The organism is Mesorhizobium sp. WSM4310, from assembly GCF_007003935.1.
In the GTDB taxonomy this organism is placed as follows: domain Bacteria; phylum Pseudomonadota; class Alphaproteobacteria; order Rhizobiales; family Rhizobiaceae; genus Mesorhizobium.
Genome location: NZ_VFTA01000016.1, coordinates 68182 through 81053, shown reverse-complemented (window position 1 = coordinate 81053; position 12872 = coordinate 68182). Strand labels below are relative to the sequence as shown.

General features: G+C 59.1%; 12 protein-coding genes and 4 pseudogenes. 11 read left to right on the top strand and 5 right to left on the bottom strand.

Annotation, left to right across the window (positions count from 1 at the left end; all coding sequences use genetic code 11):
* Positions 1-299 precede the first annotated feature (299 nt).
* The gene (locus tag FJV80_RS18455; RefSeq protein WP_063169299.1) at positions 300-566 is read right to left on the bottom strand and encodes a DUF2285 domain-containing protein; all 267 of its coding nucleotides are present in this window, start codon (positions 564-566) and stop codon (positions 300-302) included.
* Positions 567-675: 109 nt separating this feature from the next.
* Between FJV80_RS18455 and FJV80_RS18450 the strand changes: the two genes are divergently transcribed.
* From FJV80_RS18450 to FJV80_RS18415, 9 genes and pseudogenes are all read left to right on the top strand, one after another.
* Complete coding sequence (locus FJV80_RS18450; protein ID WP_029354714.1) at positions 676-894, top strand: helix-turn-helix transcriptional regulator; 219 nt, start codon at positions 676-678, stop codon at positions 892-894.
* A gap of 657 nt (positions 895-1551) precedes the next feature.
* On the top strand, positions 1552-2496 hold the full coding sequence (locus tag FJV80_RS18445; protein ID WP_082826572.1) for a DMT family transporter: 945 nt from the start codon (positions 1552-1554) through the stop codon (positions 2494-2496).
* Positions 2493-4475: an argininosuccinate synthase-related protein gene (locus FJV80_RS18440; RefSeq protein WP_063169298.1), complete on the top strand. Its 1983-nt coding sequence runs from the start codon at positions 2493-2495 to the stop codon at positions 4473-4475. Before FJV80_RS18445 ends, FJV80_RS18440 begins: the two co-directional genes overlap by 4 nt.
* 221 nt (positions 4476-4696) lie before the next feature.
* Entirely contained in the window at positions 4697-4924 is a 228-nt protein-coding gene (locus FJV80_RS35600) for an aminotransferase class III-fold pyridoxal phosphate-dependent enzyme (protein ID WP_263485461.1), read from the top strand.
* Positions 4885-5133, top strand: coding sequence for an aminotransferase class III-fold pyridoxal phosphate-dependent enzyme (locus FJV80_RS35595; RefSeq protein ID WP_063169297.1), 249 nt, complete (start codon positions 4885-4887; stop codon positions 5131-5133). Before FJV80_RS35600 ends, FJV80_RS35595 begins: the two co-directional genes overlap by 40 nt.
* A 308-nt stretch (positions 5134-5441) precedes the next feature.
* Positions 5442-5676, top strand: a pseudogene (locus tag FJV80_RS18430) (aldehyde dehydrogenase family protein); the annotation flags it as partial.
* A gap of 68 nt (positions 5677-5744) precedes the next feature.
* Positions 5745-6400, top strand: a pseudogene (locus tag FJV80_RS18425) (IS630 family transposase); the annotation flags it as partial.
* A 101-nt stretch (positions 6401-6501) separates the two neighbouring features.
* Positions 6502-7161, top strand: a complete 660-nt coding sequence (locus FJV80_RS35095; protein ID WP_063169296.1) for a hypothetical protein — start codon at positions 6502-6504, stop codon at positions 7159-7161.
* Between the two features lie 144 nt (positions 7162-7305).
* Complete coding sequence (locus FJV80_RS18415; RefSeq protein ID WP_244514237.1) at positions 7306-7506, top strand: hypothetical protein; 201 nt, start codon at positions 7306-7308, stop codon at positions 7504-7506.
* A gap of 307 nt (positions 7507-7813) precedes the next feature.
* Here FJV80_RS18415 and FJV80_RS18410 read toward each other — a convergent pair whose 3' ends face one another.
* Positions 7814-8512 carry an OmpW family protein gene (locus FJV80_RS18410; RefSeq protein WP_063169295.1) on the bottom strand — a complete coding sequence of 233 codons (699 nt, stop codon included), beginning with the start codon at positions 8510-8512 and terminating at the stop codon, positions 7814-7816.
* A 38-nt stretch (positions 8513-8550) separates the two neighbouring features.
* Positions 8551-10713: a prolyl oligopeptidase family serine peptidase gene (locus FJV80_RS18405; protein WP_082826571.1), complete on the bottom strand. Its 2163-nt coding sequence runs from the start codon at positions 10711-10713 to the stop codon at positions 8551-8553.
* Positions 10714-10930: 217 nt separating this feature from the next.
* Between FJV80_RS18405 and FJV80_RS18400 the strand changes: the two genes are divergently transcribed.
* Together FJV80_RS18400 and FJV80_RS18395 are read left to right on the top strand one after the other, a co-directional pair.
* Positions 10931-11191: a hypothetical protein gene (locus FJV80_RS18400; RefSeq protein ID WP_095769041.1), complete on the top strand. Its 261-nt coding sequence runs from the start codon at positions 10931-10933 to the stop codon at positions 11189-11191.
* A 93-nt stretch (positions 11192-11284) separates the two neighbouring features.
* Positions 11285-11485: pseudogene (locus FJV80_RS18395) on the top strand (SMC-Scp complex subunit ScpB); the annotation flags it as partial.
* 161 nt (positions 11486-11646) lie between these two features.
* On the opposite strand, the gene FJV80_RS34570 reads toward FJV80_RS18395, so the two are convergent.
* Both FJV80_RS34570 and FJV80_RS35090 read right to left on the bottom strand, forming a co-directional pair.
* On the bottom strand, positions 11647-11883 hold the full coding sequence (locus FJV80_RS34570; protein ID WP_063169293.1) for a hypothetical protein: 237 nt from the start codon (positions 11881-11883) through the stop codon (positions 11647-11649).
* 116 nt (positions 11884-11999) lie between these two features.
* Positions 12000-12683: pseudogene (locus FJV80_RS35090) on the bottom strand (integrase); the annotation flags it as partial.
* Positions 12684-12872: the final 189 nt, after the last annotated feature.

Below are 12872 nucleotides of genomic sequence, written 5' to 3'. Positions count from 1 at the left end.
TCTCAGCAGGTGGCGCCGCATCCTTCTAGGCCCGCCGCGGCGTCCCGCAACCCTTAGCCAGCTGTGAGCTTTCAGTAGGTTGTCCATCCGGCCCTTCGGATGCGGTGCGGCTCAGACGGCGGACCCGTTCCTGTCATGATTCGCCGCCGCACCCATTCCTGGGAAGCAGCCATTGGCGAGCGGAGGACAAAATGATGAGACAGCGAAGCGCTGGGCCATCCGCGCTGTGGTGATACGTCGATGCATGGCGGTTGCGCGACTTCGTTGCTTGAAGCGAAGCGACCGCACCGCCCATTTCGTCAACTGGCGAACAAATCCTTGTAGCCGCTCGTCACCACCCAGTTTGCACGGTCGAGATGACTGCGAAGAACGTTGCGTGCGCGCTCAGGTTCGCGTGCCGGATCAATGCCGAGGATCACTTTGGCCATTTCCTCTTCAGTGGCGTTGTCGGCCGAGGCGTCCAGGAGCCTCATATAGGTTGTAAAGTGGTCCTTGTCGTAGGCTGTAATGCGGTCCGACCAGGGGACCTCGTCGGCGAACGGCGTGTTCGATCTGGGCTGCAACATCGCTAATTCTATCTCCGGCCAATGGACCCGCGAAGCCCTGTGCCTGCTAAATGTGGATTACATATTATAGTTGATAAACTCAAGCCGCCTGATCCGCTGGCTTGCGTGCATGGATATGCGCAAGTTGGTCGGACGGAATGTGCAGAGGATCAGGCAAAGGAAGCGCCTGACGCAGGAGCAGCTTGCGGAGATTTCCGGGTTCAGTCAGCAGTACATCAGCGGCTTGGAGAAAGGCCGAAGAAATCCGACAATTATCACGATCTATGAACTGGCATTGGCCCTCGGCGTCAGCCACATGGATCTGGTTCGGCCCGACAAACAGGCATGATACACCCGCCCTCCAAGTAGCTGGCCGCCTGATGGCGCGCGCCGGGTGCTCGTGAACCCAGGCTTTTCTTAGGGTCCCCCGGCAGCCCCTGCCATTTGGCTCGCCCTGGCCCGGCGCACCCTATTGGACAGTCGGCCGCTGCGGTTTTTGTCAGCCTTTCCTGGGGCGGTCGGCATTGCCTTTTAGGCCCGCCGCGGCCTCCCGCAACCTTCGCTCTCGCTTCAGGTCCTTCTCTTGGTTACGATCCTTCGGATGCGGTTCGCCTCTTTCAGCGGGCCTAATCGCTTTCTGCCGCCCACCCCACGGGGACAGCCACGCGAGACTAGTATGGAGCGTTGCGGTTAGCGCACGAACAGCAAAGGAACTGAAAAAACAGGCAACTGTCGAAGCATGGCTGAACCAGCCATCGTGTCGGCATCTTGGAGCCGCGTGTTCGCCTTGAGGCCCTGCCGGTAGGATCCCTGCAGTTGAAGTCATTGTCGGCATTCTGACAACAATGGACATGAACCGCCGAACTATCAAGGCGACCAGGTTGTTGTCTAGCAATGGTTTTCCGAATCGGCACGGCACTTGCGTTACCAAAAACAAGTACGCCGCGGCACGGATCGCCCAAGAGGCTGAACGACCTGATCTGTTTGACCCTCGCAGCAGGGGTGGATGGCTAACACAAAGGAAACTTTGAAGGTGGACGTTTTCGAAAGTTCTCCAATACCTGTCAGGAAAACACGGACGCCATCTTTCTCGGTGGATCTAGCCTTGCTGGGAGTCGCATTCGTTTGGGGGGCGAGCTATCCGGTCGGGAAAGGCGCACTGTTCTACGCGCCGGTTTCGATACTTGTTCTTTATCGCTTCCTGATTACTACGATCATTACGGCAGTGGCTGCAAGACATGAGATCGCATTGGTCTCCTGGGGCGATTTCATCCGCGGCTTCGCATTGGGAACAATACTTTTTTGCATCTTTATTGCTGAAACTTACGGCGTTGCATCGACAAGCGCAATGAACACGGCCTTGATCATATCGCTTTGTGTGATTTTCACGCCGAGCATCGACTATGGGCTATCACGGCGACTTCCACCTACGGGCATTTTGGCAAGTGCTGCCATAGCGTGCATCGGTGTCGGCATTCTCACTGGCGGGATCAGCAGGTTCAGCCCGGGTGACGCGCTTGTCTTGGGGGCCGCGATTCTGCGAGCGGTTATGGTCGTTTCCACCAAACGCCTTCTGGCCGGCCGGCAGATTTCATCTGCAGCCCTGACGGCCATCCAAGGATCGACGGTGGCAACACTTACTTTCGTTTTGGCCGTCGCTCAGTTCGGAATTTCAGGCCTTGTTGTGAGGGCCACCCTTCAGTTTTGGGGCGCTGTTGCCTTCCTTGCACTCTTCTGCACCCTCGCTGCATTCTACATTCAAAATGCCGCAGTGAGAAAATCCACACCGACACGGGTTGGCTTCTTGATGGGAACAGAACCTTTTTTTGGTTTCGTTCTAGCGCACCTTCTTCTGAATGAGCCTTTGACAGTACCGAGCTTGATAGGCGCAGGCCTCGTCCTCGCTGCGACGTTTGCTGGCATCTGGTTTGAGAGCAGGACATCCAAATGAACCCCATCTTGGCTTCCACCAAACCCGCCATCGGCGGCATTTCGAGTTTTGAAGATCTGGAGGCTTTTCCGGACCGAACCGCACCAGTTGCAACCATGTTCAGCGGCGGTCTCGACAGCACCTATCTTCTCTACAAGCTGCAAAGCCTTGGCTTTGCGAACATTGAAGCTGTCGCAGCGGATGTCGGAACGCGCATCGATCAGCCTTTGTTGGAACGGACGGCAGCCATGTTCGGCGCGCGCTTTGTCTGCCTCGAAGGGCGGGATGCCTTTGTCGAACAAGGCGTGAAATCAGCCATTCGAGCCCACGCCAAGTACCTTGGCATCTATCCGTTGAGCAGTTCGTTGAGCCGTCCCATAATCGCATCTTTGGTTGTTAATCATGCTAGGTCAATCAACTCACGGCTGGTTCTTCATACAGCAAACCTTTCTCAAAACAGTCTTCCGCGCCTTAACAATAGCATTAAGCGCTCAGGATTTTCCGGCAACTTCGGCAGTCCGTATGAATGCTCTGTGATATCCCGACAACAGAAGACCTCCGACCTGTCCAAGTGTGGAGCGACTTTTGTGGCGGACCGCACGTGGAGCGCGGACGAAAACCTCTGGTGTCGGGAATTCGAGTCGGGGCCTTTGGAAGATCCCGAGAACTTTTCCATCCCCGAGGAGGCATTTGCTTGGACGCGCCACATTCCCGCAGAGCAGCCGGTAGAGATCAAACTCGGGTTTGCAGACGGAAGTCTCGTGTCAATTGATGACCGTGATGTTGCATTGGTCGACGCAATCCCGTTCCTGAATAACACGGTCGGCAAATTCGGGCACGGCCGCTTTGTCGGGCTTGAACACATCACAACCGGCCAAAAGGTTCTCGAAGTCCGCGAGGCCCCTGCCGCGGCCATTATCTTCGACGCGCTGCGTCACCTCGAAACCGCTTCTCTTGACGTGGCATCAATCGTTTTGAAGCAAGGGCTTGAGCAAGCCTGGTCCCAAGAGGCGGTTTCAGGTGCATGGGGCAGTACTATTCACCAGATGTGCGAACGGGCCATTGCATCCGCCCTCGAGGGCGTTAGCGGGAGCGTCAGCTACATAGTCGATCACACACGCTTTTTACCTCGGTCGATCCGAGCCAGGACGCCGAGATACATTAGGGACCGCGACCTTTGGGAATACCAAGCCGCAACCCACATAGCGTTGTCCAAAGCGTTCCGTCCTCGCCAAGTCACCAAAAGGGAGACACCCGTGGAAAACAACGCACCCCAGGCGCCGGCCAACCTCAGTCAACAATGCACTGACGGTCTGGTGACAAATGGATGGTGGTTTTCAAAAGGCGAGCGCGCCGAAGCCTGCTTTGGCATCGAAATTGATGCAGCCTGGAAGAACTTTGCTGACCATTGGAATCGACTTCTTCTCGATGAATACATGCGTGACGGCGGAACATATCGTTACCGGCGCTATAGCGCTTTTGAATATGACGCGACTGACGGAATCTTTAGGCTCCTACCCCACGCCCCCTACGAACAATCAAAAAGTGTCAATCATCTGAATGGCGGCTTCAAGCGCCACTTCGAGCCCCTTGAAAACTCCTTTATAGACCATCCCGTCTTAGAAAAGATTCTGACAGGTTTCTGCAGAATTCTATGTGAAGCCGCCCGACATGATCGTTGGAATATCAAGATCCATCCCTACCGGATTGTCGCGCGCGATGGTGTAAATGGCAAACCGGCACCCGAGGGCCTTCACCAGGACGGGGTGGACTTCATTGCTTGCTATATGATTGGGCGGGTCAACGTCACCGGCGGCATGAGCATGATCACCGACGCCTCAAAGGAGTTCCTCGGCGAGGTCGAAATGAACTCCCCGAATGATTTTGTGATCTGCAACGACCGCGAAACCTTTCACGATGTATCGTCGATTGTGGCCGAAAACCTGAAAATGCCGTACGCTTATCGCGACGTCCTTGTGATCGCCTTCGAGAAATTATAACGCCCAGCGCGCCGAGAGCATTTTCAACAAGGTTCAATACTGCTTGGTATCCTCTCGGGTGTTCCTGGTGCGGGAACAATGCAGGATTAATTTCTTGCATCTAAACACCTAGATAGCAGTTTCGCCTCTCTGGTATGATGGTTTTTGGCCTCGCGGATCTCGCGTAATACGAATGACCGTGGACACCCCCGATCTTCGCAAGAAAGTGAGAAATTATCCTCATGCTGTCCGACGAGGTGGTCTGCGGCTTCGGAGGCACCGGGAACTGGTTTGGTAGCCAGACATTTGGGATGGAACCGGACATGCTCTCGATCGCCGGGGGGCTTTCATCCGGTCACCTGCCCATTGGCGGCGTCATTATCTCGACAAGATTTATCAATGCGCCGCTGACGAGGCCCACAAGGTCGGCGTGTTCGGTCACGGTTTCACCTACTCCGGTCATCCGGTGATAGCGGCCGTCGCCGCCGAGGCGATCAGGATCTACAGCGAGATCGATTTCGTGACCCAGGCGCGTCGTCTCGGCGATCACTTGCATGGAGCCCTCGCGGACGCGCTCGGCGACCATCCGCTTGTCGGTGAAGCCCGCGGCCGCGGCTTCATCGCGGGGGTTCAGATCGTCGAGGATCGTGCGCCCGTCGCGTCTTCGCGCCCGAGCTGAGGATCGGCGATGTCGAGCGGCGGTGCCGCGAGCACGGCGTCATGATCCGCAATATGGGAGAAGTGCTTGGAATCTGTCCGCCCTATATAATCACCGAAAGCGAGATCGACCCCTTGGTTGACGGCATTCGTTCTGCACTCGACGGCGCCGCTGCTGCGAATTCCCGGGTCGGTCGGGTGGCATGAGTTCCAGCATTAAGACCGACTGCTTCACTTCAGTGGATATTATCGAGCAAACGCTCACCCGAGGGGTGCACTTCATCCGTGTCCGGTACAAAACGTCACCCATGTCTCAGGTCGGGCACGCCGCTCGCCAACGACACCGAGTTCGGCCTCGCGGCCTACTTCTACACCGGCGATCTCGGTCGCGCCTTCCGCGTGATGGAAGGACTGAAGTACCGGCGTCAATGAAGGCCTGATCACCACGCCGGAGGTGCCGTTCCGCGGCGTCAAGGAATCGGGCCTCGGCAAGGAAGGCGGCCTCCAGGGCATCGTGGATTATCTCGACACCAAACATGTCTGCATCGGCGGTCTCGGCGTCTAGTGGTTCCCGCCTGACATAGGAGTCCAATCAGAGATTCCCTTTCTGGCCTGCGCGTGCGAGTCTGGCGCATGCGCACAGGAAGATCGTTCACCGTTTCGTCGGCCGATCGCGTCCGTCTGACGGCGCTGATCAGGGATCGCAACGCCCCGCAAAAGCATGTCTGGCGCGCCGAGATAGTGCTTTTGCCCGCCGACGGCGTCGGCACCGGCGAGGTCATGCGCCGCATCGGCAAGTCGAAGACCGACGTCTGGCGCTGGCAGGAGCGCTTTGCCGCGGAAGGCTGTGACGGGCTGCTGCGCGACAAGACGCGACAGTGGCGCATTCCGCCGCTCGGTCCCGATGTCGGCGAGCGCGTCGTGGCACTGACGCTTGCCGATCCGCCGGGCGAGAGGACCCACTGGACCGCCGACATGATGGCGCAAGCCGCCGCAATCAGCGCCAGCGCCGTCAGGCGCATCTGGAAGGCGCATGGTCTCGCACCCCACCGCTGGCGCCAGGTTCAAGCTCTCCAATGATCCGAAGTTCGTCGACAAGTTGCGCGCCGTCGTCGGCCTCTATCTCGATGCGCCGGCCCATGCCATCGTTCTGTCGGTCGATGAAAAGAGCCAGATCCGGCGCTCGACCGCACCCACCCGGCCTGCCGATGAAGAAGGGGCGGCTCGGTACGATGAGGCACGACTACAAGCGCAACGGCACCACCACCCTGTTCGCCGCCCTCAACGTCCACTATTGTCCCGTTGACGAGAATATCATCTTAGTTGCTTGTAAAAATTTGTTCTCCACTTCCGTCTCCATCGTATCTCAGTCAACGCGATGGAGCAGGAAATGACTACAAACATTGTGAAACTGGAAGAAGGCAGGGCAATCGGCTCTAATCGTGACGTGCCGCTGTCAGATCATGAGGCGGAAGCCCTAGGGCATCTTGCGGTGGCGCTGAGTGGCATTTCGACGACCATTCGGTCCGCCGCCTACAAACACGCGCTAAACTCTAGTCACGCGATGAAGCCCCTAAAGGAGACGGAGGACGCGCTTACCGACTACGACGCCTTGGCGAGGGCGGCGGGCCGAAAGCAGCCGAAAGCGGCGGAGGAGGACGACAGGAAGGGGGACGCCCTAGCGAGAGAGGCCGCCGCACAGGTCAGCAGGGTCGATCAGACCCGATCTTCCCGCTGGAGCAGACCGCGAAGGGTACCGGTGGCATCAACGGACTACGTTCGGCAGGTGGTCATGGCAGATAGTCAGCTTGGAGCAGTGTCGGCACTGGTAAACGCGCGGCGAGTGGCTCCAGAACGCTTCCATGCTTCTGTTCCCAGTGTAGATAATAATCCGGATGCTCCGCTTCTGACCTCTTTTTCGGACTATCTGAGCAGGGTGTGCGGACTGGAGTCAAAGTCCCGCGAAGGCGTTCTCCTGGGCAGCCGCCGCTTTCTGGATTGGTTCCATCACCACCATTCCCGGCCAAGCCCTCGGCGCGTTGACGGCTGAGCATGTCCTTGCCGCTGTCGAACATCGGCTGTCACTATCGGCGACCTCCGGTACCCGCACCGGCAGCAACTTCTCACATCGTATTGGGCTGGCCACCACGACCAGAATCTCGCGCGCGTCGTCCCCAGGACGCCCCACTGGCGTTTGGCTCATCTAACCCTCGAACTCGGCTACGGCCCGTCGACGGTCTTCTTCACATGGGTCGGATTCGACGAAATGGACGAGGTCACAGGCGACGGCCATGCTGAACTGCTCGACGACGGCTCCATCGACATCACCTTCTATCACAACGGCGACGAGGCAATCCTCAAGGCCAAACGGGACACTTCTTCAACGGCCTGCTAGGAGATCCGTGTTCGCCTTGCGCTGACAAAGAAGCTCACACATGACGTCCGGGAGACGATGCTGGCAAATGGTCTGGCTGAAGCATTCCACCCACAATACCAAAGCCCGTCCCGATCCAAAGCGCTTCTAAGCACTCCACCTCAGGCGCAAGGCCGGTTGGCCAGTGCATCTTCTTGGTCCGCCGGAAGAGAACCCCGCCCGACAATAGCTTCATGAGGTCTTGCGCTGCAGTGTCGACCGTAAAAAAGGGCGCGCGAGGCGCCCTTCATTTAAACCGGCAGTCGGGAAGCAGACTTCACTCTGATATTCAAAAGCGGTAGGTGACACCTGCGCCTATCAGCCAGGGATCGAGCTCCGCCTTCCCCGTCAGCTTCGCGCCGGTCACCGTGACGTCGAAGTCCGGCTTCAGGAAAAGCTTCTTCACGTCGAAGTTGAGGCCCCAGTGCTGGTCCACCATGTAGTCGAATCCGACCTGCAGCGCCGTGCCGAACGTGTTCTTCACCTTGAGAGCATCAGCGCTGCCAGTGTCCTGGTTGTAGAAGATCGTGTAGTTCACGCCGGCGCCGACATAAGGCTTGAACGCGCCGAGATCGGTAAAATGGTACTGCAACGTGAGTGTCGGCGGCAGCAGCCAAACTTTGCCGATGTTGCCCAACCCTCCGATCGTCCCTTGGCCCGCGATGTTGGCATAAGTGGTACCGAGTATGAGTTCGGCGGCGATGTTGTCGGTGAAGAAATACGAGATATCGAGTTCCGGCGTCACCGTGTCCGAATACGAAAGACCGGAGCCGGGAAGCGTATCAACGTAGCCCAGATCTTTCGTAACGACGCCCAACGCCCGCAGGCGGACCTGCCAAGGGATTGGCGCTTCGGTGACCGAGGCTCCCGTCTCCGCCAGGACGGTCTCTGCTTGCGCAGGCTCCGCGGCGACGGCCTGCTGTCCCACCATGATCAGGGCCACCGCCGCTGCTGTTGCCCGCGCTACGCCCATTCGCGTTCTCGCCATGAGATTCACTCCTTGATGTTCAGAAAGGATGCACTGCACTATTTCGTCTCCTGCTCGAATGAATTGTTGATGGACCTCAAATGCCCCTCTTGCGTTGCAACGCGTTCCGCCGTCTCCGGAGGGTGATCGTTGAAGCCGATTGCGCTGCGGAGAAAATTGGTGCCTAGACTGATGAATGCGGCTTGCTCCCGATTGTCCTCGCCGCAGCCGTGCCCGCCTGCGCTGGCCTCGTAGAAGTAAGCGGGATAGCCAAGAGCCTGCAGTTTTGCGGCCATCTTGCGCGCATGGCCCGGATGGACGCGGTCGTCGCGTTTCGTGGTGGCGATCAGGATAGGCGGATAGGGCTGTCCCGGCGCTGCGGCGTGATAGGCGGAGATTTCCTTCAGGAAAGCCCAATCGTGAACCTTGTCCGGATCGCCATATTCGTCGATCCAGCTCGCGCCCGCCAAGAGCTTGGTGTAGCGACGCATGTCGATAAGCGGTGCTGTGCAGAACAGAGCCCCGAAATGCTCAGGATAGCGGGTCAGCATGTTTGCGATCAGCAGGCCGCCATTTGAGCCACCCTCGGCGGCAATCCGCCTCGGCAGGGTGATGCCCCTTCGCACGAGGTCGGAGGCAACGGCGGCGAAATCGTCGTGGGCGAGACGCTTGCCCTCCCTGCGCCCGGCTTCGTGCCAGCGGGTGCCGAACTCGCCGCCGCCGCGGATGTTCGCCTCGACACACGTGCCACCGCGCTCGAGCCACAGCTTGCCCAGCGGGGAGTTGTAGTAGGGCAGGAATGATACGCCGAACCCGCCATAAGCGGAAAGGTGAATCGGAGCATCTCCGTTCCCGTTCGCCGGACCAACCTGCGTATAGGGGATCAGCTCATGATCGATAGAGACTGCCTCGTGGCGCGTGACCACCAGTCCGGATGCATCGAAATTCTCCGGGCTGCGCTTCAGGATTGCTGAAGCGCTGAGAGACGGCGCGGCATTCAGATCGAACAGCAAGAGCTGCGGCGGCGTGATCGGATCCTGAGCACAGATCAGGACCTCTCCATTGGTCTCGTGAACTGCCGCATCGAATGACCAGACGTCGACAGTACCTTCGGCGGGCAGGGTGTTCAGGACTCGGCGCGTCCATTCCTGGTGGCCGGGAGTGAACATCTCGAAACGCGGTGCGAGATTGACGAGGTAAGAGATAATGAGCTTCCCGTCATTCCAGAAGAATGACTGCATGGAGCGCCTTTCCCCTGGTTGAAACAGGGTCTCAAAACGGCGTCCGCCGGCGAGGAAAGTGGAAAGCGAGATGACGATCAGCGCGTCGGCGGGATGGGTGGTGCCTCCCACCGTCCAGGGCTTGCGCGGCCTTACCGCCAGCCAGTCGCCGAAGACCCGCCACGACGCGTCGCGAGGAAGATCGATCTGCCTCCTCGGCCCGCTCCTATCGCCGATCCAGCTGATCTTCTCGAAGAAGGCCGGCTGCTCGATGAACCAAAGGCGCTCGCTGCGGCCGGTGCGGTCCGAATGACCAGACACTTGGAAGCTTTCGAACCCGGCCTCGAAGATTGCCGGCGTGGTGAGGGGATCCGCGTCACGCTTCCACAGTCGAACTGTGCGCGCATAGCCGGAGCGGGTGGCCATGCCATTACCAAGCGCACTGGAAAGCAGAAGCGTGTCAGGGTCCAGCCAATTAACGTAGCCTTTGGCCTCGGGGAGGTTGAAGCCGTCGGCGACAAAGCTCAGAGAAATCAGGTCGAATTCGCGATGCACGACCGCGTCGCTGCCGCCGCGCGACAGGCGCAGAACGGCTCTTTCCCGTCTCTCCGGCTCGATGGACGCGCCGTCCCAGATCCAGTCCTCTCCGTCGCTAGCCGCGAGAGCATCCAGATCGAGCAGTAGCTCCCATTGGGGATCCGCCTTCATGTAGGCGGCAAGGGTGGTCCGGCGCCACAGTCCGCGTGGATTACCGTCATCTCGCCAGTAATTGTAGAGGTACTGACTACGGCGCGCGATCAGGGGAAGATTGTCGCGATTGTCGAAAATGGCTGTCAGAGCCGCGCGGTCGCGCTCGAACTGCGTTCCACCGAAGTGCTTCAGAGTCCTTGCCGATTGGCCGGCGGCCCAGGCAAGTGCCCGCTCGCCCTCTACATCTTCAAGCCAGACATAGGGATCGTCGTCGGGAGCATCAAGCGTTGGACGGACATCAAATGCGTTCATGTCCGGACAGCCTTCAGAAAGAAGGGATAGAGGCTTCCGTCGGCTCGGGAACGCTCAGTGTCGGTAGCGGCGCCCACATGTTCGAAAAGCGTGATCATTGATGAGTTCTTCCAGTCGGTGCGGCATCGCAGTGCTTTTGCGCATAGGGCCGCAACCTTCGTGCCAACTGGGAAAATCGTTTCGGAACAATGCGATCGCTCTGGAAGCGTTGTGTCACATGTCCGACATCGTCGAGAATCCGACAACGAGTGCTCCTCCTAATCACCGGATCAACCTCCGGCGCCAGTCGTGGACACTGTGCAGAACTCGAGAAGTGAAGCTCATTGGAGTGAACCTGGTTGACGCCCAACATCTTCGCTCTGGAGCGCTTCACGCACACGGATTCATGGCAGACACCATGATGCGATCGATGCTGTTAGAGACCAAGCTGGCTGCGCCTGTGAGTTTCAGCCGCCAGCTGGAAGCAGCGGAGTTCTGAGGAGAAGGGTGGGGGGCCCAAGCCCTGCCGCAATCTTGGCCTGCACCGTCCCCTTGATTGTTGTGGGTCAACGTCTGCCTGCCCGCTGAATTTGGCACGCCTTACACCTACGTCACGACCAAGACCTTCCTGTTGCACTTCGGCCTCGACACACTGCGGGATTTGCCCGATTTCGAGGCGATTGAGGTTGCCGCGCTGCTCAGCAAGGAGAAGCTGCTGGCGGGCGATACTCCCATCGGGCTGGTGAGTGGTGGAGGAGGTGAGGAGCGACACTCCAAGGCCAGGACGGGCTAGCGCAGCAGATACATGGAAGTAATCGCTTGATATGAGCGGTTGAGAGTCGAATCAGGGAACTATGCGATCACTATCGATAAGAGGTGGCAATATCGATCGTGATTGTATCGGGCCACTCTACGGCGAAGGAGGCGGCAACTTGTGTCTCCGACCCGAAACGATTACCTTGCGGCCATTATGAGCAAGCATTTGGCATCCGTCTTGACGACGTGAACGCGCCCTGCAGCGTACAGCTGGACGACGCGGCGCTGGCCGATTGCTTTGCGGATCTCGATTTGGCCAAGCAGCATCCCGCTCATGTCAGCGCCTTTCTCGGCGAGGTCCCTCTCGCCCAGCAAGTCGAGTTCGCAACCGCGCACCACATTCGCGGTCGACGAGATGAAGGCTTTTGCCGCCAAGTTCTCTGCCTGGTCCGGCGAAAGCTATCCGCTCGCCGCATAATGGCTGGACATGATAGCCGACGCCCGTCCCGAATGGCGGCGGCTTTTTCGTATTATATCGACCTGATCGACAAGATGCGGCGGAACAGGGGTCCACGTGCGATGCGGCCAAAGCGGATCCAGCTCTCGAGCGCGACTACGGGGTAGGTGTGGTCGCTGGAGCCGCGGCCGACCTCGACCTCGCGCCAGCCGGTCTTGCCGCGCAGGGTGACCAGCAGCCCTTGCCGTCAAAAATCTCGATCCAGCTGGCGCCATCGCTGTTGTCGTCGCGCATGACGTCGAGACCGACGATCTCGGAGCGCCGCAGGCCGCCGCCACAGCCCAGGAGCAAAATAGCGCGGTCGCGCAGGCCCTGAGGTCGTGGCCGAGCGTGGCGATCATCGCCAGCAGATCGTCGCCAGGACCGCCTCTTTCTGCCGCGGTGGCTTTGCGTGCTTGCGGCGAATGCCGGCAAGAACCTTATAGATATGCCGCTCCGCGCGGTCCAACGGCCGGCCGCGCTGGGTAAAGTTCCAGGCGAGGCCGGAAAGCCGCCGCTCGATGGTCGCAAACTAAAGGGCAGGGGCGCCACGCTTCGGATCGCCGGCGGCGGTGCCCGAGGCACAGGCGCTGATATTGAGCCTGATCACCTTCGAGCCCGGAGGCAGGGGATCGAAGCCAGCGCGCCGGCACCAGGAGGAAAAATGCCGCCAATCCTTGGGGTAGGCGTCGCGCGTGTTCTCCGAGGTGGCGTTGTAGCCCCTCGCGGTCTCGACCAGTTCCTGGACATGCGCCGGGACTCTTTGAGCCGGGTCTCCATCTCCTTGTAGAGCTTGTCAAGCTCGCCATCGACTGGCTTCAGGTCGTCGATTGAACATTGCGTCATCATAGGCTTTGTGCCTTGTTGTAGCAGGCATCGTCCGTTCGCGCGGCGGACACAGACATCACCGTCGCTGAGCCGAGAACGA